Origin of the sequence: Starkeya sp. ORNL1, from assembly GCF_012971745.1 — a bacterium.
Lineage (GTDB): Bacteria > Pseudomonadota > Alphaproteobacteria > Rhizobiales > Xanthobacteraceae > Ancylobacter.
Map to the genome: position 1 here is coordinate 816,788 of NZ_CP048834.1, position 22,565 is coordinate 839,352.

The 22,565-nt window shown below is 64.4% G+C and carries 20 protein-coding genes; all 20 read right to left on the reverse strand.

Features of this window, described 5'->3' with window-relative positions:
* Nucleotides 1-16: 16 nt before the first annotated feature.
* Nucleotides 17-598, reverse strand: coding sequence for a hypothetical protein (locus G3545_RS03910; protein ID WP_170010034.1), 582 nt, complete (start codon nucleotides 596-598; stop codon nucleotides 17-19).
* 557 nt (nucleotides 599-1,155) lie between these two features.
* Complete coding sequence (locus G3545_RS03915) at nucleotides 1,156-2,424, reverse strand: polysaccharide pyruvyl transferase family protein (protein ID WP_170010036.1); 1,269 nt, start codon at nucleotides 2,422-2,424, stop codon at nucleotides 1,156-1,158.
* Between the two features lie 155 nt (nucleotides 2,425-2,579).
* Nucleotides 2,580-3,566, reverse strand: a complete 987-nt coding sequence (locus tag G3545_RS29465; RefSeq protein WP_206151376.1) for a nitroreductase family protein — start codon at nucleotides 3,564-3,566, stop codon at nucleotides 2,580-2,582.
* A gap of 184 nt (nucleotides 3,567-3,750) precedes the next feature.
* On the reverse strand, nucleotides 3,751-5,220 hold the full coding sequence (locus tag G3545_RS03925) for a lipopolysaccharide biosynthesis protein (protein ID WP_170010038.1): 1,470 nt from the start codon (nucleotides 5,218-5,220) through the stop codon (nucleotides 3,751-3,753).
* Between the two features lie 822 nt (nucleotides 5,221-6,042).
* On the reverse strand, nucleotides 6,043-6,327 hold the full coding sequence (locus G3545_RS03930) for a DUF1467 family protein (RefSeq protein WP_170010040.1): 285 nt from the start codon (nucleotides 6,325-6,327) through the stop codon (nucleotides 6,043-6,045).
* Between the two features lie 42 nt (nucleotides 6,328-6,369).
* Nucleotides 6,370-6,774, reverse strand: a complete 405-nt coding sequence (gene mce / locus G3545_RS03935; protein WP_170010042.1) for a methylmalonyl-CoA epimerase — start codon at nucleotides 6,772-6,774, stop codon at nucleotides 6,370-6,372.
* A 69-nt stretch (nucleotides 6,775-6,843) separates the two neighbouring features.
* On the reverse strand, nucleotides 6,844-8,526 hold the full coding sequence (locus tag G3545_RS03940) for a ribonuclease J (protein ID WP_246702681.1): 1,683 nt from the start codon (nucleotides 8,524-8,526) through the stop codon (nucleotides 6,844-6,846).
* Nucleotides 8,527-8,537: 11 nt separating this feature from the next.
* Nucleotides 8,538-9,296 carry a biotin--[acetyl-CoA-carboxylase] ligase gene (locus G3545_RS03945; RefSeq protein WP_170010044.1) on the reverse strand — a complete coding sequence of 253 codons (759 nt, stop codon included), beginning with the start codon at nucleotides 9,294-9,296 and terminating at the stop codon, nucleotides 8,538-8,540.
* Nucleotides 9,297-9,298: 2 nt separating this feature from the next.
* Nucleotides 9,299-10,729 carry an NADH-quinone oxidoreductase subunit NuoN gene (gene nuoN, locus G3545_RS03950; RefSeq protein ID WP_170010046.1) on the reverse strand — a complete coding sequence of 477 codons (1,431 nt, stop codon included), beginning with the start codon at nucleotides 10,727-10,729 and terminating at the stop codon, nucleotides 9,299-9,301.
* Between the two features lie 34 nt (nucleotides 10,730-10,763).
* Nucleotides 10,764-12,278 carry an NADH-quinone oxidoreductase subunit M gene (locus G3545_RS03955; RefSeq protein WP_170010048.1) on the reverse strand — a complete coding sequence of 505 codons (1,515 nt, stop codon included), beginning with the start codon at nucleotides 12,276-12,278 and terminating at the stop codon, nucleotides 10,764-10,766.
* Nucleotides 12,278-14,209: an NADH-quinone oxidoreductase subunit L gene (gene nuoL, locus G3545_RS03960; RefSeq protein WP_170010050.1), complete on the reverse strand. Its 1,932-nt coding sequence runs from the start codon at nucleotides 14,207-14,209 to the stop codon at nucleotides 12,278-12,280. The genes G3545_RS03955 and nuoL overlap by 1 nt, the downstream gene beginning before the upstream one ends.
* Before the next feature lie 13 nt (nucleotides 14,210-14,222).
* Nucleotides 14,223-14,531: an NADH-quinone oxidoreductase subunit NuoK gene (nuoK, locus tag G3545_RS03965; protein WP_170010052.1), complete on the reverse strand. Its 309-nt coding sequence runs from the start codon at nucleotides 14,529-14,531 to the stop codon at nucleotides 14,223-14,225.
* 3 nt (nucleotides 14,532-14,534) lie between these two features.
* Nucleotides 14,535-15,140, reverse strand: coding sequence for an NADH-quinone oxidoreductase subunit J (locus G3545_RS03970; protein ID WP_170010054.1), 606 nt, complete (start codon nucleotides 15,138-15,140; stop codon nucleotides 14,535-14,537).
* A gap of 95 nt (nucleotides 15,141-15,235) precedes the next feature.
* On the reverse strand, nucleotides 15,236-15,724 hold the full coding sequence (nuoI, locus tag G3545_RS03975; protein ID WP_170010056.1) for an NADH-quinone oxidoreductase subunit NuoI: 489 nt from the start codon (nucleotides 15,722-15,724) through the stop codon (nucleotides 15,236-15,238).
* 12 nt (nucleotides 15,725-15,736) lie between these two features.
* Nucleotides 15,737-16,000, reverse strand: a complete 264-nt coding sequence (locus tag G3545_RS03980; RefSeq protein ID WP_170010058.1) for a hypothetical protein — start codon at nucleotides 15,998-16,000, stop codon at nucleotides 15,737-15,739.
* Complete coding sequence (nuoH, locus tag G3545_RS03985; protein ID WP_170010060.1) at nucleotides 16,000-17,040, reverse strand: NADH-quinone oxidoreductase subunit NuoH; 1,041 nt, start codon at nucleotides 17,038-17,040, stop codon at nucleotides 16,000-16,002. Before nuoH ends, G3545_RS03980 begins: the two co-directional genes overlap by 1 nt.
* A 13-nt stretch (nucleotides 17,041-17,053) precedes the next feature.
* Entirely contained in the window at nucleotides 17,054-19,132 is a 2,079-nt protein-coding gene (nuoG, locus tag G3545_RS03990) for an NADH-quinone oxidoreductase subunit NuoG (RefSeq protein WP_170010062.1), read from the reverse strand.
* A 7-nt stretch (nucleotides 19,133-19,139) separates the two neighbouring features.
* The gene (gene nuoF / locus G3545_RS03995; protein ID WP_170010065.1) at nucleotides 19,140-20,441 is read right to left on the reverse strand and encodes an NADH-quinone oxidoreductase subunit NuoF; all 1,302 of its coding nucleotides are present in this window, start codon (nucleotides 20,439-20,441) and stop codon (nucleotides 19,140-19,142) included.
* Nucleotides 20,442-20,451: 10 nt separating this feature from the next.
* Nucleotides 20,452-21,324: an NADH-quinone oxidoreductase subunit NuoE gene (gene nuoE / locus G3545_RS04000; RefSeq protein ID WP_170010067.1), complete on the reverse strand. Its 873-nt coding sequence runs from the start codon at nucleotides 21,322-21,324 to the stop codon at nucleotides 20,452-20,454.
* A gap of 34 nt (nucleotides 21,325-21,358) precedes the next feature.
* On the reverse strand, nucleotides 21,359-22,558 hold the full coding sequence (locus tag G3545_RS04005; RefSeq protein WP_170010069.1) for an NADH-quinone oxidoreductase subunit D: 1,200 nt from the start codon (nucleotides 22,556-22,558) through the stop codon (nucleotides 21,359-21,361).
* Nucleotides 22,559-22,565 lie beyond the last annotated feature (7 nt).

Genomic DNA, 22,565 nt, shown 5'->3' on the forward strand with positions numbered 1-22,565 from the left:
ATTCAAAGATGCCACTTCAGTTCGGACTTGAATCATCGTCATCGTCGGTATCGGGATTGACGACTACGGTACTCAACCCACCCGGAGTACTCTGGCTTGCCTCGCTCAGCGCCTGATTGAACTCGCTGCCGAGCGATGCACTGATCGTGCCATCGGCGACTGCATCAGCCACCGCAGCCTGGATGGCAGCAGCGGCGGAAGGATTGGTCACGGCGAGCGAGGCCGCGCCAATTGCGATCCCCTGAACCAGGGCCGACGCGATCGCGGGATTGCTCTTAGCCAAGGTAAGAATGGCCCTGGTCAACTGGGCAGCGATAGCCGGATTGGCGGCGACAATCGCGCCGATACCGGCGCTCAGCACGGTGGCGTTCACCACACCACTGGAGTTGGTGGACTGCGCGATCACTGACTGTACGCGTGTCATGGCGATTGCCACCTGGTCCGCCTGAACGCGAACCACGCCAGCGGGCACGCCTACGCTACGTCCCCAGCCGCCGACGGCCGCCGCATAAGCCGACGACCCGGCCTGCGAGAGAACGACGAACGCGACGACCACCCCCCTGGTCACCACGCGCTTCGCATCGCGATTTTTCATCATCAGCCTGCCACCTTCCCCACTGGCTTGAAGGTAGCTTCTCGCAGATGCGAACGTCAAGTAATACGTTGCGTAATTTCGCCGAGCGACAGCGGCTATGGGTAATTCAGCAACAGTTTGAGCCCTCCCGCGCTGCAGCACCGACTGAATATATCGGAAATACTCGAAACTTAGCCCATTAATTTGCGGGATCGAGCATGCAACCATTGCTCCCGAAGAGCCGAGAAAGCTCGGATTGACAGCGCGATAGCTCAAAATCATTGTGAAATTCGAGATATATTCAGCGGAAGCTGGCTAAAAGACCGCGCTGTATTCAGTAATTCGCACCGAGCAAGCAAAGTAGTTTTGTACCGCGCCTTTCGGCAGCCGAACTTACCCCTATCGAGCCGGGGGTATTCGCACTGCCCTGCGCTAAAAGCATAAGAAAATGCCCGCGATGGACTTTCGCGGGGTCATGGAATGCCAGCGCCGATCTTTGCGCGCACACAATCGCTCATCTCTCGGAGAGCGTGAATTACTCTCCAAGAGGCATATTGCGGCTGGAATCGTTGCTTTGCTCTTCAGTTCGACGGAAGTGCGTCGAGAAAGCCCTTAATCTGCTGGAAATTCACAGCAGCGCGCCGCTTCATTTCCGCGGCGATTTCCGGCGTCGGGCCGTTGGCGAGTGCGGCCTTCAGGGCATCAGCCATGCGCTCACGGTTGAGCTCTGCGACGTCAATCGTCAAGGTAGTACCGAGAGCCTGGCCGAAATAGTCGCGCATGATGCCCCAGGCCTTGCGGGAATAGGCGATCGACACGGTGGGGATGCCCTGCGACATCGAGGCGATGGTGGCGTGTGTGCGCGCCCCGATCAGCGCCTCGCACAGCCCGATGACGCCCTTGAAGTCGGATGCCGAAAGCGGCAGCGAGAGGATGACATTCTCCAGCGGATTGCTGCAGCGCTTGAGCACCTCGCGACAGGCGTAGAGGTCGTTGTTGCGGCGGTCGCGTTCCTGCACATGCGGAACGAGTACGACCGAAAATCCCTCCTTGTTGAGGCCGTCGATGAAAGCGGCGATCTCCCGCAAATACTTGTCCGGCTCGACGTCGGAGCGGAACGCAAGTATGCCGCCGCTGACCGACAGGGCGATCAGCCGCCGCCCCTGCGTCGGGAAGCGGTGTTCCATCTCGAGAATGTAGCGAGCCTCGTCCGGCGGCGTCACCGGCAGCAGGAAGGCGACGTCGGCGGTGAGCTGCGGGTTTATGTCGGGCGTGATCGTCTTGAGATATTCCAAGGATTCGGTCTCGCGGACCGTACAGATGGAAATATTCTTCGTGGAGTTCTTGAAATACTCCTCGGCCTGCTTGTTGAACGGGCCGATGGTCTGCGCCAGCAGCGCCACGGGCTTGCCGACATGAAGCACGCGCGCATGCGCGGTGAAGTCCCAGTAATCCGAGGTGAACACGTCGCCGCCGGTGCCGACGATGAGGTCGGCCGAGAGCAGATCGCGCTGCGCGCGTCCGAACCGGCGATTGCCGGGAAGATACTGGTTGAGCGCCGCTGCGGCCCGGTACGCCATGGTCTGGCGTCCCGGCGACCAACCCGCGCGGGGTATGCCCGACAGCGGAAAAGTCTGGTCGATGCGTTCGCCGAACTGGGGACGGTCATACTGCTCGTCGCCCGTGTGGAGCGAGATGTGCAGATCCTTCCGGTCGATGACATCTTCCAATCCGAGAAGGATCGAACTGACCAGCGCTTCGCAGCCACGATTACGTCCGCCGGTCATATTGGTAATGGCTATGCGCTTCATCATGCAACCTTCGGTTCTGGATCGATGCGGCTCGTTCAATGCTGGTCAGGCAAGCGGTCCGTTGACGACCGCCGCCGATGGCGACTAGAGCCCACATCGTTCGGATGGGATCCTCCGAACGATAAGAGTTTTAGATTCAGTAGCCTGGAGCATTTTTTGATCGCAAAAGTCAGTCGACTTTTGCGGAAGATGCCCTAGGCGATCACACTGGCCACGGCCTCGAGCGGGCGCCGCGGCGAACTGGCGACCTTGAAGGCTTCGGGCATATGCCCGACCGCCATCATCATGATCACCGCCTCATGGTCGGGTATGCCGAGCGCCGTACGCATCTCGCGATCGCGGTGGCACTCCGTGCTCCAGTTCAGCATGCACACGCCGAGCCCGCGGGCATGAAGGGCGTAGTTCAGTGACATCGCGAACAGTCCGCCGTCGACCCAGCACTGGTTGCGCTCGCCAAGCGAAGTAAAGCCGCGCATGTCCGACGTGACGATCAGGACCGCTCCGGCCCGGTCGCCGAATCCCCTATTGCCGTTCTGGTAACTGAGCGCCTTGGCCCTGGTGTCGTCGGAGAGGGCGATATGGACCCGGGCGGTTTGCCGGTTGCACACCGACGGGGTCTTCATCGCGGTGGCGACGGCGGCCTCGACTACTGAACGTTCCACCGGCTCTCCGGTGAAATTGCGCACGCTATAGCGGTGCCGGGCGAACGCATCGAAATCGATATTGGAATGTGCGTAGATGGCCTCGCGAGAGATCATCAGCGTCCCGGCGGAGCCGGCCGTGGGATCGGCGGGCGCCGTGGCAAGGAACGCTTCGATCGCCTCCATCGGAGCGTTCGCCTGCCGATGGAACGCAGAATACTCGGCAAGAGCCGCACGGGCGCAACGCGTCGGCAGACCCGGGCCGAACCGCTGCTCATAGTCCGGCACCGCCTTGAGCAGGCGCTTGGTGACGTCGCTGCCGAAGCCGACGCGCGGCGCGGGAAGCGCCAAGCCCTTCTCGATGCGGTGGTAGTCCATGGTGATCAGCGCACCCAGCGTCTCCTCGTCATAGGGCGAGTCGAATGCCGTGGAACTGCCACCAAATCTACGCATATCGTAGAAGTAATTATTCAGGCCTCGGTATCTGGCGAACTGCTTCTCGCCGAATACCTTGCGTATCAATGTTCCGATGATGGACATTGCGTCTCTCGCCTCTACATCGCCGGAGGTGCCGAACTTGCGTCATGGCCGGTGCCGACGCTGAACGTCGACAGCCCGCTTCTCTGCCCGCTTCGCAGTCGCGAAAGAAAACCCTCATCTCGCGTGCAGAGCAATAGATGCCAAAGATTGCATCCCCGGCGAATGCAATCCTGACAAGCAACTTTCACTTGAACGGCCCTTTCCTCAAGGCGTTGGGCAGCATCGCGCGGAATTCCCCGAAATTCTCATTCAGGAAGCGACGGCCCACCACCAGCAGGACCAGCGGATAGACCACCGCGCCCAAGGCCACCATCGCGACCAATCGGGGAACGATGTGCCACTCCATCAAGAACCAATGCCGCACCAGTGCCACCACGAGCGCCATGATCGCGCTGGCAACGAAAGGCGGCAGGATGCCGAATATGGCCTTGCGCCATTCGACGTGAAGGCCACGCTTCAGCAGGAGCAACGCAAACGGCAAGGTGACATGTGCCCGGATCGTGCTGCCGGCCGCCACCTGGACGACACCGAATCCCACGGTGACCAGCGACACCGCCAGGTTCGTCACGAACGCGGCAATATTGGAGAACAGGACGTACTGCGTGCGCCCGATAGCGGTCAGCGCCGGATAAAGAAAATAAAGAAGCGTTGCGGGCGCAACCACCAGGCCCAGCATGGCCATCACCTGCCCGCTGATTTCCCATTGCGGGCCAAAACACACCGCGACGAAATCGGGCGCGATAGCGGCGGCGCCGAAGAAGACCGGGCACGAGGCCAGGCTGCATGCCTTGGTCAGCCGGAGATAGGCATTACCGACACCGCGCGCCTCACCCTGGACACGCGAAAAGGCGGACAGCGCGACCTTCTGCAATGGGTTGATGGTCAGTTCGACCACCATCGACAGGCCACGCGCACCGACCCGGTATTGCGCGATCGCCGCCGGCCCGTATGCCATTCCCACCACGAAAGCAGCGATATGGCCATTGGCCGTGGCCAGGAGCTGGCCTCCCAGCAAATGCATGGACGAGCCGAAAAAGCTCCGCAAAGCCTCCCGCGAGAAGAAGAATTGCGGTTGCCACTTCGCCGACACCCAATTCACGATGGCCTCGAAGGAGCCGACGACGAGCCTTGTGATCACCAGCGCCCAGACGCCATAGCCATGATAGGCAAGCGTAATCCCCAGCGCCCCGCCGGCGATGTTCGAGATCATGGTGCGGGTCGCGACGAGCTTGTAGCGGAACTCGCGCTGCAGCTTGGCGAGGTGCACGATGCTGATGCTGTCGATGAACAGCATCAGCGACAGGGCAGCGACCACCGGCCCGAGCGTGGGGTCGTAATAGGCGCTGCTGATCGGCGCCACCACCCCGATCAGCACGGCGCACAGCGCGCCTGCGAGGGCGAGACTGGTCCAGAAGGCGGTCGACGCGACCTTGTCGTCCCAGGTTTCCCGCTGGATCATCGCCTCGGGGATGCCGGCCGAGACCATGATCCGGCTCACATCCACGAAAATGCTGGCAAGAGCGACAATCCCGAATTCCGCGGGCTTCAGCAGTCGGGCAAGGACAAAAAAAACAAGTATTCCTGAAATATTTCCGAACGATGTACCAAGAACTAGCCAGAATGCGCTTGACGCAAATTTCTTGCTAACACTCATTACGCGGTATTTCCTGCTTCCAAGGTGCGCATCTCTCTTCGGGAGCCAGCCCCAAGTCAAGCGCGGCCGGCGCTGCCGCAGGCGTCAACACAAGTGCTCGACTGCTCCGGATTTAATAGTGCACTGCAAAAAAATCTGCTGCAAGCGCGCCTGCATCGTCACCTCCGAGCCGTCACCGACGAAGCCCGGACCATACGGTTCGCATCATGACAGGGATGCCACACCTCAAAATGGGCAGAATGGCCGCAGTCATTGAGGCCGAGGGCATCCAACAAGGGCGGTATTTGAAGAAATCGGCATTGCCGCGCGCTCGACCCCAGCGAGGAAATATACCGAAATCCTTCGCAAGGCCGGGTGCTCCAATGCTCTAAGCGCCGATTTCGATAGATGAGTATTGCATCGCAGCAACGATCTATTGCGGCGCAAGGATGACAAGGCAGAGACTTGTGATCTAAGGTGCCGACCTCAAGAAAGGGGTCCGCCGTCGCTTCTTCAAGTGCGATGTTCGGCCCGGGTCTCGGGAGGAAAATCGGCAAGAAAGCCCCCCGGCGGATCGCCGCAAAAGGTACGGAACCGGGAAGTGGCGCGGAATAAAAGAGCAGGCGGGATCGCAGATCCCGCCTCTTTTTTTATGTGTCACATGAAGCGTTGCGCCTGAATGACGCACACGGCCCTGCTCCTCGTGCGTTCACCAACGACTTTCCGAACCACCCCCTGCTTCAGCATCCTTCGAGGCCACCTACGGCGGCACCTCAGGGTGAGGTCAGTCAGTCATACCTCTCGCCACACCATGCACGCATCGCAGACCGGCGTGCCGAGTGCTCACCCGGCGCCGGCGGCCTTGTCGATGTCGAACGGCATCGGGAACATGTCGAGGGTGAGGTGGCCGCCTTCCACCGCCCAGGCGAACGTGCCGACCAGAATCGCCGCGAGGATGGTGGTGATGATGGCCGCCCGCACCAGCCGCGGGCGGATCGGCGCGCCGGGCTCGGTGCCATCCTCCACCGCGCCGTCCTCATGCTGCGAGCGCACGCCGAACGGCAGCACGGCGAAGATCGCGGTCCACCAGACGATGAAATAGATGGCGATGTAGGTGGTGAGGCTCATGATGCGTCTTGCCCTGCCATACCGTGCCCTGTCCCGCGCCGCTCAGGCTTGTTCCAGTTCGACCAGCGTGCCGAGAAAATCCTTGGGGTGAAGGAACAGCACCGGCTTGCCGTGGGCGCCGATGCGCGGCTCGCCGCTGCCGAGCACGCGCGCGCCCGCCGCCAGCAGCCGGTCGCGGGCCGCGACGATGTCATCGACCTCGTAGCAGATGTGATGGACGCCGCCGTCCGGATTGCGCTCCAGGAACTTCGCAATGGGCGAATCCGCGCCAAGCGCGGCCAGCAGTTCGATCTTGGTGTTGGGCAACTCGACGAATGCGGTCGTCACGCCATGCTCAGGCTGGTCCACCGCCGCCGAGACACGGGCGCCCAGCGTGCCGCGATAGAGCGCCGTTGCGGCTTCGAGGTCGCGTACCACAATAGCGACATGGTTGAGACGGCCGATCATGAGCGCGCACCCTTCGAGCTGGTCCCGGCCGGATCATTTCATCCGGCCGTGGAAAGCTCTAGCCGCGCTTCATACGCCGATCACCAGCACATGGCAGAGCGGCTTCTTGCCCCAGGCGGCATTGACGGCACTGCGCACCGCGCGCGTCAAGGATTCCGCGACCGCATCCGGGTCGCGCCTGCGCTGCTTCGGCAGGTTGTCGAGGCAATCCAGCACCGCTTCCTCGATCACATCGGCGAGCGGCGTGCCGTTGGAGCCGAGCTCCGGCAGGCCGCTGATGTCGATCATCGGATCGCCGGCGAGTTCGCCCTTCCCGCTCATCGCCACCGCGATCGAGATCAGGCCGGCGAAGGACAGCCGGCGCCGCTCGGCGATCGCCCGGTCGGCGTCGCCGACCAGCACATGGCCGTCCTTGTAGAGCTTGCCGACCGGCAGTTCGTCCACCACTTCGGCCGGCTTGTCGGGGGCGGCACTGGCGAGGCGCAGGAGGTCGCCATCGACCATGCGGATCACCTCGCTCACCCCCATGCGGCGGGCGAGATCGGCATGCTCGGCAAGGTGCATCGGCTCGCCATGCACCGGCACCGAGATTTTCGGGCGCAGCCAGGAATACATCATCTCCAGCTCGCCGCGGCGCGGATGGCCGGAGACGTGCACCAGAGCGTGCCGGTCGGTCAGCACATCGATGCCGTCCAGCACCAGCGCGTTGATGATGCGATTCACCCCGCGCTCATTGCCGGGAATGGTCCGCGAGGAGAAGATCACCATGTCGCCGGCCGAGAGCGCGATCTCGGGGTGATCGTCATCGGCGATGCGGGCGAGCGCGGCGCGCGGTTCACCCTGGCTGCCGGTGAGGATCGCCACCACCTTGTCCCGCGGCAAATAGCCGTAGGCGTCGACCGGCCGGAACGGCGGCAGGCCGTCGAGCAGGCCCTGCTCGCGCGCCACCATGACGACGCGCTCCATGGCGCGGCCGACCAGCACCACTTCCCTGCCCGCCTCGATTGCGGCTTCCGCTACGGAGCGGATGCGGGCGACGTTCGAGGCGAAGGTGGTCACCGCGACGCGATGCTTCGCGCCCTTGATGATTTCCTTGAGTGTCTTCTGCACGTCGGTCTCGGACGGCGAGATGCCGTCGCGCACCGCATTGGTCGAATCGCAGATAGCGGCCAGCACGCCTTCGTCGCCCAGCGCCTTGAAGCGCTCGGGATCGGTGACGTTGCCGACCACCGGCGTCGGATCGATCTTCCAGTCGCCGGTATGGACGACGAGCCCAAGCGGAGTGCGCAGCGCCAAACCATGGCTGTCGGGGATCGAATGGGCGACCGGCAGGAACTCAACGTCGAAGGGGCCGATCTTCACCCGTCCGCCGGAGGGGACGACGTGGAACGGGATCTTCGGCGCCCCCGGCTCATTCAGCCGGCGGGCCTCGGTCAGGGCCGCGGTGAAGGGCGTGGTATAGACCACGCAGCCGAGCTTCGGCCACAGGTCCAGCATCGCGCCGACGTGGTCCTCATGGCCGTGGGTGAGCACCAGGCCCACAATGTTGGCGCGCTCTTCGATGAGGAAGCGCACGTCCGGCATGATGAGGTCGACGCCCGGCGTATCCGGTCCGGCGAAGGCGATGCCGAGATCGACCACCAGCCATTGCCGGCGATCAACCGGGCCGAAGCCATAAATGCCGAGATTCATGCCGATCTCGCCGACGCCTCCCAGCGCCGCGAAGACCAGCTCGTCCGGAAACCTGACCACTCAATTGCCTTTCAATGCGAGGGCGCGGCGACCATGGGGAAAACGTCGCCGGCGCTTATTCTTTCGCGCGTGCCATCGGGTCGGCGCAAGATCATTGCGCCCGATAAATCAAGCGATTCGAACACGCCATCCGCCTCGCGCTCGCCGGTGCGCACGGTCACCGCCTGGCCGAGGCCCGGTGCGCGGCGCATCCACGCCTCGCATATATCGCCGAAGCCGGCACCGCGATTCCATTGGGCGAGGCGCGCCAGAAAGGCGCGGTCGAGCGCGGCGCGCAGTGCCGTCGGCTCGGTAGGATACCCCGTTGCCGCCAGATGGGTAGCCGGATAGGGCGTGTCGGACGGATGATGGGCGCAATTGACGCCGAACCCTATCGCCGTGGCGTTGCGCCCGTCATGCCGCACCGCGCCCTCGAGCAGGATGCCGGCGAGCTTGGCGCTGTCGACCAGCACGTCGTTCGGCCATTTGAGGCCGATGCGCAGCGGATCGACCCCGGTCACCGCGCGCACGGCGTCATAGAGCGCCAGCCCGGCAACAAAGCACAACTCCGGCAGGCGCGCCGAAGGGCCGGCGTCGACCAGCAGCAGCGATGCATAGAGATTGCCCGGCTCGGAGCGCCAGGGCCGGCCGCGGCGCCCCCTGCCCGCGGTCTGCCGATCGGCGGTGATCCAGAGCGGCGCCGGCCCGTTCGCCCGCGACAACGCCTCGGCGTTAGTGGAGCCGATCGCGGTGAAATGAACGACCGGGGTCGGCCCGTCTCGATCCGCCATCCCTAGAAGAGCGCCCTCGCCGCTGCACCGGCCGCGGTCAAGAGCGGCGCCGGCCAGACGAACAGCAGCAGGATGAAGGCCCCGCTAACGCCGAGCACGGCGCGCAGCGGACCCGGCATCGGCTCGAAGCTGCCGGCCGGCTCGTCGAAATACATCACCTTGATGATGCGCAGATAATAGAAGGCGCCGACCACGCTCGCCAGCACGCCGACCACGGCGAGCGTATAGAGCCCGGCTTTGATCGCGGCGAGGAAGACATAGTACTTCGCCAGGAAGCCGGCCAGCGGCGGGATGCCGGCCAGCGAGAACATCAGTGCCGCCAGCAGGAACGCCATCAGCGGGCTGGTGCGGGCGAGGCCGGAGAGGTCGTCGACGGTCTCCACCATGCCGTCCTTGCGGCGCATGGCGAGAATGCAGGCGAAGGTGCCGAGCGTCATGGCCATGTAGATGGTCATATAGACCAGCACGCCGCGGATACCCTCCTCGGTGCCGGCGGCGAGGCCGACCAGCGCATAGCCCATATGGCCGATGGAGGAATAGGCCATCAGGCGCTTGAGATTGCGCTGGCCGATGGCGGCGAAGGCGCCGAGCACCATGGAGGCGAGCGAGATGAAGACGATGATCTGCTGCCACTGATGAGTGACGTGCGGCAGCGCCTCGACCGCGACCCGCATGAACACGGCGATGGCCGCGACCTTCGGCGCCGAGGCGAAGAAGGCGGTCACCGGGGTCGGTGCACCCTCATAGACGTCCGGTGTCCACATGTGGAACGGCACCGCGGACACCTTGAAGGCAAGGCCGGCGAACAGGAAGACGATGCCGAAGATCAGCCCGATGGAGGGAGCCTGCGCCGCCTCGGCGATCCTGGCGAAGTTCACGGTGCCGGTGAAGCCGTATATCAGCGAGGCGCCATAGAGCAGCATGCCGGAGGACAGCGCGCCGAGGACGAAATATTTCAGGCCGGCCTCGGTGGAGCGCACCGAATCCCGGTTGTTGGCGGCGATGACATAGAGCGCGAGGCTCATCAGCTCGAGGCCCATATAGAGCGCGATGAGGTCGCCTGCCGAGATCATCATCATCATGCCGAGCGTCGAGAGCAGCACGAGGATGGCGTATTCGAAGCGGCTCTGATTCTCGACCCTGAGCCAGTCCACCGACATGGCGAGCGCGCCGCCGGCACCAAGCAGTGCCAGCACTTTCATGAAACGGGCAAAGGCGTCGACGCGGAAGCTGCCGTTGAACGTGACCGTGTCCTGGCCGGGTGCCAGCACGACCAGCACCAGGGCCGCGAACAGCGCGGCGATGGCGAGGCCGTTGACGGTGTTGACCGATTTGGCGCCGACGATCGCGCCATAGAGCAGGAGCGCGATGGCGGCGGCGGCCAGCAGCAGTTCGGGCAGCGCGGGGCCGAGCGCGGGAATGGCGAGGTTCATCGGGCGGGCTCCGCGGTCATCAATCTCTCATACGTCACGGCAGCACCAGGGCGGCCGCCTTCACGGCACCGGCCGCCACATCGGCGCGCGCCACGATCGCCTGCACGGCGACATTGCAGGCATCAAGCACCGGCTGCGGCCAGACACCGAACAGGATGGTGAAGAACACCAGCGGGAACAGCGCCGCCATCTCGCGGCGGTTGATGTCCAGGATGCTCTTCAGGCTCTCCTTCTCCAGCGCCCCGAAGATCACGCGGCGATAGAGCCATAGCGCATAGGCGGCCGAGAGGATGACGCCGGTAGTGGCGAAGAAGGCGACCCAGCTGTTGCGCCCGAAGGTCGCCATCAGGGTCAGGAACTCGCCGATGAAGCCGGAGGTGCCAGGCAGGCCGACATTGGCCATGGTGAGGATCATGAACACCGTGGCGTAGATCGGCATGCGGTTCACGAGGCCACCATAGGCGGCGATCTCGCGGGTGTGCATGCGGTCATAGATGACACCGACGCACAGGAACAGTGCAGCCGAGACGAAACCGTGGCTCACCATCTGGAACACGGCGCCCTGGATGCCTTCCTGCGTCAGCGTGAAGATGCCCATGGTGACGTAGCCCATGTGCGCGACGGAGGAATAGGCGATCAGCTTCTTCATGTCCTCCTGCATCAACGCCACCAGCGAGGTGTAGACGATGGCGACGACGGAGAGGGTGAAGACGAAGGGCGCGAAATAGGCCGAGGCGTCCGGGAACATCGGCAGGCTGAAGCGCAGGAAGCCGTAGCCGCCCATCTTCAGCAGGATGCCGGCCAGGATCACCGAGCCCGCGGTCGGCGCCTCGACGTGCGCATCGGGCAGCCAGGTGTGCACCGGCCACATCGGCATCTTCACCGCGAAGGAGGCGAAGAAGGCAAGCCACAGCCATTGCTGCATGCCGGCCGGGAAGCCGTGCTTCAGCAGCACGGCGATGTCGGTGGTGCCGGCCTGCCAGTACATCGCCATGATGGCGAGCATCATCAGCACCGAGCCGGCCAGCGTGTAGAGGAAGAACTTGAAGGTGGCGTAGATGCGCCGCTTGCCGCCCCAGATGCCGATGATGAGGAACATCGGGATCAGGCCGCCTTCGAAGAAGAAGTAGAACAGCAGCAGATCGAGCGCGGAGAAGGTGCCGACCATCAGGGTCTCGAGCACCAGGAAGCAGATCATGTACTCCTTGACGCGCACATGGATCGCTTCCCAGCTCGCCAGGATACAGATCGGCATCAGGAGCGTGGTGAGCAGCACGAACGGCAGGGAGATGCCGTCGACGCCCATGCGGTAGGAGGCGAAGTCGCCGAGCCATTCGCGGTGCTCGACGAACTGGAAATCGGTATTCGACGGATCGAAGCCGGCCAGCAGCAGCAGCGAGATGGCGAAGGTGACGAGGGTCGACCACAGCGCCACCCAGCGGGCGTTGCGCTGCGCCACCTCGTCGTCGCCGCGGATCATCAGCACGATCAGCAGCGCGCCGACCAGCGGCAGGAAGGTGACGACGGAAAGGATGGGCCAGTCGTACATCAGTGCGCCCCGCCGAACATGAACCAGGTGATGAGCGCCGCGACGCCGACCAGCATCACGAAGGCATAGTGATAGAGATAGCCGCTCTGCAGCCGCACCACGCGGTCGGTGACATCGAGCACGCGGGCGGAGACGCCGTTCGGGCCGAAGCCGTCAATGACGCGTCCGTCGCCCTCCTTCCACAGGAAGGTGCCGAGCCGCTTGGCCGGACGCACGAACAGGAAGTCGTAGAGCTCGTCAAAGTACCACTTGTTGAGCAGGAAGCGGTACAAGAGGTCGTTCTGCGCAGCGAGCGCCTTCGGGACCGCCGGATTGACGATGTACATCCAGTAGGCGAGCGCGAAGCCGATCACCATCATCACGGTCGGCGCCCATGGCACCCAGCCGGGAAGGTGGTGCATCTCCTCGAGGATCTTGTTCTCCGGACCCATGAAGATGGATTCGCGGAAGAACTCCTCGACATGGTGGCCGGCGAAGTACTGGAAGAACACCGCACCCGCCAGCAGCGCGCCGACCGCCAGCACGCCGAGCGGAATGGTCATCGTCGGCGGCGATTCATGCGCATGGTCGAAGGTGTGGTGGTCGGCGCGGGTTTGGCCGTGGAAGGTCAGGAACACCAGCCGCCACGAATAGAAGGAGGTCAGCAGCGCCGCCACCACGGTGGAGACGAAGCCGTAGGTCGCCATCGCGCTGTGGCTCGCAAACGAAGCCTCGATGATGGCGTCCTTGGAATAGTAGCCCGCGGTGAAGGGGAAACCCGTCAGCGCCAGCGTGCCGACCAGCATCATGGCGTAGGTGAACGGGATCTTCTTCCACAGCCCGCCCATGTGCCGCATGTCCTGCTCATGGTGCATGGCATGGATCACCGAGCCGGCGCCGAGGAACAGCAGCGCCTTGAAGAAGGCGTGGGTGAACAGGTGGAAGATGCCGATCGAATAGGCGCCGGTGCCGAGCGCGACGAACATGTAGCCGAGCTGCGAGCATGTCGAATAGGCGATCACCCGCTTGATGTCGGTCTGCACCAGGCCGATCGTCGCGGCGAAGAACGCGGTGGTGGCGCCGAAGAAGATCACAACGTTCAGCGCGGTCTGCGACAATTCAAACAGCGGCGAAAGGCGCGCCACCATGAACACGCCGGCGGTGACCATGGTCGCGGCATGGATGAGCGCGGAGACCGGGGTCGGGCCTTCCATGGCGTCCGGCAGCCAGGTGTGCAGGCCGAACTGCGCCGACTTGCCCATGGCGCCGACGAACAGCAGCAGGCAGATGACGGTCGGCGCGTCCCAGTCATGGCCGAGGAAGTGGATGGTCTTGCCGACCAGCGAGGGCGCAGCAGCGAACACCTGCTCGAAGGCGACCGAGCCGGTCATCATGAAGACGGCGAAGATGCCGAGCGCAAAGCCGAAATCGCCGACGCGGTTGACGATGAAGGCCTTGATCGCCGCGGCGCAGGCGGAGGGCTTCTCGTACCAGAAGCCGATCAGCAGATAGGAGGCGAGGCCGACGCCTTCCCAGCCGAAGAACAGCTGGACCAGGTTGTCCGCGGTCACCAGCATCAGCATGGCGAAGGTGAAGAGCGAAAGGTACGCGAAGAAGCGCGGCCGGCTCGGATCCTCGTGCATGTAGCCGACGGAATAGAGGTGCACGAGCGAAGATACTGTCGTCACCACGATCAGCATCACCGCGGTCAGGGTGTCGACGCGCAGCGCCCATTTCACGTCGAGGCCGCCCGAGGCGATCCAGGTGAACAGCTCCACCTGCCCGTCATGATGGCTGAAGCCGGTGTCGATGAAGGTGATCCACGACAGCAGGCAGGACAGGAACAGGAAGCAGGTGGTGACGAGCTCGGAAGCCCGCGCGCCGATGACGCGGCCGAACAGGCCCGCGATCAGGAAGCCCGCGAGGGGAAGGAAGACGATCGCCTGATACATTGAGCGGCTCCCCTCAGCCCTTCATCGTGTTGATGTCCTCGACGGCGATCGAACCGCGATTGCGGTAGAACACCACGAGGATGGCGAGGCCGATGGCGGCCTCGGCGGCGGCGACCGTCAGCACGAACAGGGCGAAGATCTGCCCGGTGATATTGCCGAGGAACACCGAGAAGGCGACGAGATTGATGTTCACCGCCAGCAGGATGAGCTCGATCGACATCAGGATGACGATGACGTTCTTCCGGTTGAGGAAGATGCCGAGCGTGCCGAGCGTGAACAGGATCGCCGCGACGGTGAGATAGTGCGGGAGGCCGATGACCATGCTTCAGAGCCCCTTGCCGGAGGGCACCTTGACGATGTCGATCGCCATCGCCTTGGTACGCGCATTCTGGACCGGGACGCTCTGGCGCTTGACGCCCTCCTTGTGGCGGAGTGTCAGCACGATGGCACCGATCATGGCGACCAGCAGCACGAGGCCGGCGGCCTGGAAGAAATAGATGTAGTCGGTGTAGAGCACGCGGCCGATCTGCACGGTGTTCGACACCGCCGGGGCCGCATTCGCCACCGCGCCGGTGACGCCCTCGCCGAAGGTCCAGGAACCGAACACCAGGACCAGCTCGGCGAGGAAGACGAGGCCGATCAGCGCGCCGACGGGGAGATATTGCAGGAAGCCCTGGCGCAGTTCGACGAAGTCGACGTCGAGCATCATCACCACGAACAGAAACAGCACCGCGACCGCGCCGACATAGACGACGACCAGGATCATCGCCAGGAACTCGGCGCCGATCAGGATGAACAGGCCGGAGGCGTTCACGAAGGTGAGGATGAGATAGAGGACGGAATGCACCGGATTGCGGGAGGCGATGACCATGAAGGCCGACGCCACCGCGATCGCGGAGAACAGATAGAAGAACAGCGCGGCGAGGCTCATGCCCGGCTTCCCCCCTTGTGCCCGGCACACAGCCAGCCGGACGCCTTTGCGGCTTTCCTCGTCACGTCACTCACCTTGCAATTCCCCACTCGCGCTCAACGGTACGGCGCATCGAGCGCCATGTTGCGCGCGATCTCGCGTTCCCAGCGGTCGCCGTTCGCGAGCAGCTTGGCCTTGTCGTAATAGAGTTCTTCGCGGGTCTCGGTGGCGAACTCGAAGTTCGGCCCCTCGACGATGGCATCGACCGGGCAGGCTTCCTGGCAGAAGCCGCAATAGATGCACTTCACCATGTCGATGTCGTAACGCGTGGTGCGGCGGGTGCCGTCATTGCGGCGCGGGCCAGCCTCGATGGTGATGGCCTGCGCCGGGCAGATCGCCTCGCACAATTTGCAGGCGATGCAGCGCTCCTCGCCGTTCGGATAGCGGCGCAGCGCGTGCTCGCCGCGGAAGCGCGGCGAGACCGGGCCCTTCTCGAACGGATAGTTCAGCGTCGCCTTCGGCTTGAAGAAATAGCGCATCGCCAGGAAGAAGGCGGACACGAACTCCGTGAGGAGCAGCGAGCGCGCGGCTTGGTCCAGTCTCATTTCTCGCGCTCCTCAATCCGCCATCGACACCGCAAGGCCGAAGCCGAGCAGCGGCATTGCTACCGCGATGACGCGGATCACCGTCTTCCACCATGCAATCACCGCCTCGAGTTCTCGGACGGGAAGCTTGCGGCCTTCATTCGAGGTGCGGATCGACTGTTCCACGAATTGCGGCAGCACGTACCATTCCACCAAGCCGAACAGCGCGCCGGCGGCAGCGCCGGCCCAACCGATCAGCGAGGCATCGTAAAGCGCGGTCAGAACGCTGTTGTCCATCATCCACCTGCCCCGGGCGCCAGGCCCGTGAAGTGCAGAACGCCGGCCACCAGCACCACCATCGCCAGCGAGATCGGCAGGAACACCTTCCAGCCGAGCCGCATCAGTTGGTCGTAGCGGTAGCGCGGCACCATGGCCTTGACCATGGCGAACATGAAGAAAACCAGCAGGACCTTGAGCAGGAACCAGATGATCCCCGGAACCCAGGTGAAGGGCGCAATCGGGAACGGCGGCAGCCAGCCACCCATGAAGAGGATCGCGGTCAAGGCGCACATGGTCATGATCGCCACGTACTCGCCGAGCATGAACATCATGTACGGCGTCGACCCATATTCTACCATGAAGCCGGCGACTAGTTCCGACTCCGCTTCGCCGAGATCGAAGGGCGGGCGGTTGGTCTCGGCCAGCGCCGAGACGAAGAAGATGATGAACATCGGGAACAGCGGCAGCCAGTACCACTGGAACAGCCCCCACGGCCCGTTCTGCGCCTCGACGATGGCGGTGAGGTTCAGAGAGCCGGCGCACATCAGCACGGTGACGATGACGAAGCCGATCGAGACCTCGTACGACACCATCTGCGCCGCGGCGCGCAGCGCGGACAGGAACGGGTACTTCGAGTTCGACGCCCAGCCGGCCATGATGACGCCATAGACGCCGAGCGAGGAGATGGCGAACACGTAGAGGATGCCGACATTGATGTCGGCGACCACCCAGCCGAAATCGAGCGGGATCACCGCCCAGGCGGCGAGCGCCAGCAGGCAGGTCAGGAACGGCGCGATCAGGAATATGCCCTTGTTGGAGCCGTCCGGGATGACCGGCTCCTTCAACACGAACTTGATCAGGTCGGCGAAGGACTGGAACAGGCCGAACGGACCGACCACGTTGGGGCCGCGACGCAGCTGCACCGCCGCCCAGATCTTGCGATCGGCAAGCAGCACATAGGCGACCACGATCAGCAGCCCGACCAGCAGGGCAAGGCTCTGCGCCAGGATGATCGCGATCTGGATGAGGAGGTCGACCCAGGAGGTTTCGGCAGTCATCGTCGGGTCTCCCTCACTCGGCCGCGGCCGCAAGGCGGCCATGGGCGAGCGCGGCACATTCGGCCATCACGGCCGAGGCGCGGGCGATCGGATTGGTGAGATAGAATTCCATCACCGCAGCGCGGAACGGCGCCCGGTCGCAGGCCCCTCCCCGCTCGGCGAGCGCGATCACCGCCGCCGGATCCGCCGGCTGAACATGGTCGACACGGGCGAAATGCGGGAACGCCCCATAGAGCGCGGCGCGAAGCTGGCCGAGCGAGTCATAAGGCAGCTTGTGGCCGAGCACGTCGGACAGCGCGCGCAGCACCGCCCAATCCTCGCGCGCATCCCCGGGTGGGAACGCAGCACGGTTGGCGAGTTGGGCCCGGCCTTCGGTGTTCACATAGGTGCCGGACTTCTCGGTATAGGCGGCGCCCGGCAGGATGACGTCGGCGCGATGCGCGCCGCGGTCGCCATGGGTGCCGAGATAGACCACGAAGGCACCGGGCGCGATCTCGATCTCGTCGGCGCCAAGGACGAACAGCACGTCCGCCCCGCCGGGAGCGGTGAGCGCCGCGGCATCCTTGCCGCCCTCGCCCGGCACCGCGCCGACATCGAGCGCGCCGACGCGGGCGGCCGCGGTGTGCAGCACGCCGAAGCCGTTCCAGCCATCCTTCACCGCGCCGACCGCCACCGCGACCCGCGCCGCGAGCGAGAGCACCGCCGCGCCGTCCGGACGGGTGACCGCGCCCTGTCCCACCAGGATCAGCGGCTTGGCCGCGTTCTTGAGCGTCTCGGCGAAGGTGCCGCTGCCGACCAGCTCGGACAGCGTCTCCGGGCCGGCGCCGAGATATTCATAGGGATAAGTGAGATCGAGATGCTCGCCGATCATGGCGATCGGGAAATTGCCGCGCAGCCAGCGCTTGCGGATGCGGGCGTTCAGCACGCTGGCCTCGCGGCGCGGATCGGCGCCGATGATCAGCAGCGCGTCCGCTTCCTCGATACCGGCGATGGACGGGTTGAACAGGTAGGAGGCGCGGCCGAGCGAGGGGTCGAGCGCGGCGCCGTCCTGCCGGCAATCGATGCTGGCCGAGCCGAGACGGGTGACGAGATCCTTGATCGCGAAGGTTTCTTCGACGCTGGTGAGATCACCGACCAGGGCGCCGATGCGGTTGCCCGGCACGCCCTTCACCTTCGCGGCAATGGCGGCGAACGCCTCCGACCAGGTGGCGACGCGCAGCTTGCCGTCGACGCGGATATAGGGCCGGTCGAGCCGCTGGGTCTTGAGGCCGTCCCAGATGTAGCGGGTCTTATCGGAGATCCACTCCTCGTTCACGTCCTCATTGAGACGTGGGAGGACGCGCATCACTTCGCGGCCGCGGGTATCGACGCGGATATTGGAGCCGACGGCGTCCATCACGTCGATGGATTCGGTCTTCACCAGTTCCCACGGGCGGGCATGGAAGGCATAGGGCCGCTGGGTCAGCGCGCCGACCGGGCAAAGGTCGACGACATTGCCCTGCAATTCCGAGGTCAGCGCCGCCTCGAGATAGGTGGTGATCTCCATGTCCTCGCCGCGCCCGATGGCGCCGAGTTCGGAGACGCCGGCGACTTCGGTGGTGAAGCGGACGCAGCGCGTGCACTGGATGCAGCGCGTCATCGAGGTCTTCACCAGCGGGCCGATATATTTGTCCTCGACCGCGCGCTTGTTCTCGGCATAGCGCGAAGTGTCCACGCCATAGGCCATGGCCTGGTCCTGCAGATCGCACTCGCCGCCCTGGTCGCAGATCGGGCAGTCCAGCGGGTGATTGATGAGCAGGAACTCCATCACCCCTTCGCGCGCCTTCTTCACCATGGGTGACTTGGTCATCACCACCGGCGGCTCGCCGTTCGGACCGGGGCGCAGGTCGCGCACATTCATGGCGCAGCTGGCCTGGGGCTTGGGCGGACCGCCCTTCACTTCCACCAGGCACATGCGGCAATTGCCGGCGATGGAGAGGCGCTCATGGAAGCAAAAGCGCGGGATTTCCGCGCCCGCGGCTTCGCACGCCTGGAGCAGCGTGTACTCCGGCGGAACCTCGACCTCGATGTCGTCGACGATGAGCTTGGCCATGCTTATCTCACTCCGCCGCAACCGGGACGGGGTCGGGATGCGGGTTCGCCGCGTACTGGTCGATGCGCCGCTCGATCTCCGGGCGGAAATGCCGGATCAGGCCTTGGATCGGCCACGCCGCGGCGTCGCCCAGCGCACAAATGGTGTGGCCTTCGACCTGGGTCGTCACCTGGAGCAGCAGGTCGATCTCGCGCTTCTGGGCGCGGCCCTGTACCATGCGGTCCATGACGCGCCACATCCACCCCGTTCCTTCGCGGCACGGCGTGCACTGGCCGCAGCTCTCATGCCGGAAGAAATAGGAGATGCGGGCAATCGCCTTCACCACGTCGGTGGACTTGTCCATGACGAGGACACCGGCGGTGCCAAGGCTCGACTTCACCGCCCGGGTGCCGTCGAAATCCATGATCAGCTCTTCGCACTGATCGGCCGGGATGATCGGACAGGACGCGCCGCCGGGAATGATGGCGAGCAGGTTGTCCCAGCCGCCGCGCACGCCGCCGCCATGCTTCTCGATCAGTTCCTTGAACGGGATGCCCATCGCCTCTTCGACGATGCAGGGCGTGTTCACGTGGCCGGAGATGCCGAACAGCTTGGTGCCGACATTGTTCGGACGGCCGATGCCGGCGAACCACGCCGCGCCGCGGCGCAGAATGGTCGGTGCCACCGCGATGGATTCGACATTGTTCACCGTAGTCGGGCAGCCATAGAGGCCGACATTCGCCGGGAATGGCGGCTTCAGGCGCGGCTGGCCCTTCTTGCCTTCCAGGCTCTCCAGCAGCGCGGTCTCCTCGCCGCAGATATAGGCGCCGGCGCCATGGTGGACATAGATGTCGAAGTCCCAGCCATGGACGTTGTTCTTGCCGATGAGGCGCGCCTCATAGGCCTGGTCGACCGCGGCCTGGAGATGCTCGCGCTCCTGGATGAACTCGCCGCGCACATAGATATAGGCGGCGTGCGCACCCATGGCGAAGCCGGCGATCAGGCAGCCTTCGACCAGATGGTGCGGGTCATGGCGCAGGATCTCGCGGTCCTTGCAGGTGCCCGGCTCGGATTCATCGGCGTTCACCACGAGATAATGCGGGCGCCCGTCCGACTGCTTCGGCATGAACGACCATTTGAGCCCCGTGGGGAAGCCGGCGCCGCCACGACCACGCAGGCCAGACGCCTTCATGTGGTCGACGATCCAGTCGCGGCCGGCCTCCAAGATGGTCTTGGTGCCATCCCACGAGCCGCGCTTAAGCGCGCCCTGCAGGCCCCAGTCGTACTGCCCGTAGATATTGGTGAAGATGCGGTCCTTGTCCGAAAGCATTGCCCGCTCCTCAATTCGGCTTGGTCGGCGCGACAGGCTTGGGCGCAACCGGCTTGGCCGGCTTTTCGCGATCAGCCTCGCCAGCCGCCTCCACCGCCTTGGCCGGTGGCGGCTTGGCGGGGGCAGGATCGCTCTTCGGCGGCGCAGGGGGAGCCGCAGCAGCAGCCGCAGGCGGCGGTGCCGGCGGGGTCGCATCGCCGTTCGCGCGGGCGGCGATCGCCTCGCGGGCGGCGGCGAGGCCGACGCCCTGCCCGATCATCGAGCCGTCGAACAGTTCCGGCGAGGTCAGCGTGCGCAGGCCGGTGACCGGCGCGCAGGTCATGCGGCCATTCTGCGGGCCCGGCTTCGGCTTCTCGCCGCGGGCGAGGCTGTCGAGGATCTTTTCGAGGTCCTCGGGGGTGAGGTCCTCATAGACGTCCTTCCACACCTGGATCATCGGCGCGTTCACGCAAGTGCCCGCGCATTCGACCTCTTCCCACGAGAAGTCGCCATCGTCGGAGAGGTGGAACTGTTCGTGATGGATGCGGCTCTTGCACACCTTCATCAGCGCCTCGGCGCCGCGCAGCATGCAGGGCGTGGTGCCGCAAACCTGGATATGCGCCTTGCGGCCCACGGGGTTCAGCTGGAACTGGGTGTAGAAGGTGGCGATCTCATAGATACGGATCGGCGCCATGCCGAGCATGTCGCCCACCACCCGCATCGCCGGCTCGGACAGCCAGCCGCCGGCCTGCTCTTGCGCGCGCATCAATAGCGGGATCACCGCGCTGGCCTGCCGGCCCGCGGGAAACTTCGCGATGGTCTTCGCGGCCCAGTCGAGATTATCCGCCGTGAAGGCGAAACTCTCGGGCTGAACCTCCTTGGGCGCCAGCCGGCGGACAGACATGCCGAACCCTTCTTATCGAACCGCTGATCGAGACTCAGCGGTCCACTTCACCGAACACAATGTCCAGCGATCCGAGGATCGCCGAGATGTCCGCGAGCATGTAGCCGCGGCAGAGAAAATCCATCGCCTGGAGATGCGCGAAACCGGGCGCGCGGATCTTGCAGCGATAGGGCTTGTTGGTGCCGTCGGCGATCAGATAGACGCCGAACTCGCCCTTGGGCGCCTCGACCGCGGCATAGACCTCGCCGGCGGGGACGTGGAAACCCTCGGTATAGAGCTTGAAATGATGGATCAGCGCTTCCATCGAGCGCTTCATCTCGCCGCGCTTGGGCGGCACGATCTTGTTGTCGACCGCCGAGACCGGGCCGGCTTCCTTCAGGAGGCGCTCGCAGCACTGCCGCATGATGTAGGCGGACTGGCGCATCTCTTCCATGCGGATGCAGTAGCGGTCGTAATTGTCACAATTCTTGCCGATCGGGATGTCGAATTCCATCTCGTCGTAGCACTCATAGGGCTGCGCCTTGCGCAGGTCCCATGCTGCGCCCGAGCCGCGCACCATCACGCCCGAGAAGCCCCACGCCCAGGCGTCTTCCAGCGAAACGATGCCGATATCGACATTGCGCTGCTTGAAGATGCGGTTGTCGGTGAGCAGCCCCTCGAGGTCGTCGCAGAGCCTGAGGAAAGGCGGGATGAAATCGCGGATGTCCTCGATCAGCTTCACCGGCAGGTCCTGATGGACGCCGCCGGGACGAAAATAGGCGGCGTGCATGCGCGAGCCCGAGGCGCGCTCATAGAACACCATCAGCTTCTCGCGCTCCTCGAAGCCCCAGAGCGGCGGGGTCAGCGCGCCGACGTCCAGTGCCTGCGTGGTGATATTGAGCATGTGCGAGAGGATGCGGCCGATCTCGGAGTACAGCACGCGGATCAGCTGGCCGCGCTTGGGCACCTCGATGTCGAGCAGGCGCTCCACGGCGAGGCAGAAGGCATGCTCCTGGTTCATCGGCGCGACATAGTCGAGCCGGTCGAAATAAGGCATCGCCTGCAGATAGGTCTTGGTCTCGATCAGCTTCTCGGTGCCGCGGTGCAGCAGGCCGATATGCGGATCGACGCGTTCGACGATCTCGCCGTCGAGCTCCAGCACGAGGCGCAAGACGCCATGCGCCGCAGGATGTTGCGGCCCGAAATTGATCTGGAAGTTGCGGACGCCGGCGTCGACCTTGGTGGGTGCGTTCATCTCTCTC

Excerpts from the sequence above, each read along its gene's own strand:
- nuoG (WP_170010062.1), bottom strand. The coding sequence starts at position 19,132 with ATGGCCAAGCTCATCGTCGACGACATCGAGGTCGAGGTTCCGCCGGAG.
- nuoL (WP_170010050.1), bottom strand. The coding sequence starts at position 14,209 with ATGTATCAGGCGATCGTCTTCCTTCCCCTCGCGGGCTTCCTGATCGCG.
- nuoK (WP_170010052.1), bottom strand. The coding sequence starts at position 14,531 with ATGGTCATCGGCCTCCCGCACTATCTCACCGTCGCGGCGATCCTGTTC.
- G3545_RS03955 (WP_170010048.1), bottom strand. The coding sequence starts at position 12,278 with ATGTACGACTGGCCCATCCTTTCCGTCGTCACCTTCCTGCCGCTGGTC.
- G3545_RS03925 (WP_170010038.1), bottom strand. The coding sequence starts at position 5,220 with ATGAGTGTTAGCAAGAAATTTGCGTCAAGCGCATTCTGGCTAGTTCTT.
- nuoF (WP_170010065.1), bottom strand. The coding sequence starts at position 20,441 with ATGCTTTCGGACAAGGACCGCATCTTCACCAATATCTACGGGCAGTAC.
- G3545_RS03945 (WP_170010044.1), bottom strand. The coding sequence starts at position 9,296 with ATGGCGGATCGAGACGGGCCGACCCCGGTCGTTCATTTCACCGCGATC.
- G3545_RS03970 (WP_170010054.1), bottom strand. The coding sequence starts at position 15,140 with ATGAGCCTCGCCGCGCTGTTCTTCTATCTGTTCTCCGCGATCGCGGTG.
- nuoE (WP_170010067.1), bottom strand. The coding sequence starts at position 21,324 with ATGTCTGTCCGCCGGCTGGCGCCCAAGGAGGTTCAGCCCGAGAGTTTC.
- nuoH (WP_170010060.1), bottom strand. The coding sequence starts at position 17,040 with ATGACTGCCGAAACCTCCTGGGTCGACCTCCTCATCCAGATCGCGATC.
- G3545_RS04005 (WP_170010069.1), bottom strand. The coding sequence starts at position 22,558 with ATGAACGCACCCACCAAGGTCGACGCCGGCGTCCGCAACTTCCAGATC.
- nuoI (WP_170010056.1), bottom strand. The coding sequence starts at position 15,724 with ATGAGACTGGACCAAGCCGCGCGCTCGCTGCTCCTCACGGAGTTCGTG.
- G3545_RS03910 (WP_170010034.1), bottom strand. The coding sequence starts at position 598 with ATGATGAAAAATCGCGATGCGAAGCGCGTGGTGACCAGGGGGGTGGTC.
- G3545_RS03980 (WP_170010058.1), bottom strand. The coding sequence starts at position 16,000 with ATGGACAACAGCGTTCTGACCGCGCTTTACGATGCCTCGCTGATCGGT.
- nuoN (WP_170010046.1), bottom strand. The coding sequence starts at position 10,729 with ATGAACCTCGCCATTCCCGCGCTCGGCCCCGCGCTGCCCGAACTGCTG.
- G3545_RS03930 (WP_170010040.1), bottom strand. The coding sequence starts at position 6,327 with ATGAGCCTCACCACCTACATCGCCATCTATTTCATCGTCTGGTGGACC.
- mce (WP_170010042.1), bottom strand. The coding sequence starts at position 6,774 with ATGATCGGCCGTCTCAACCATGTCGCTATTGTGGTACGCGACCTCGAA.
- G3545_RS29465 (WP_206151376.1), bottom strand. The coding sequence starts at position 3,566 with ATGTCCATCATCGGAACATTGATACGCAAGGTATTCGGCGAGAAGCAG.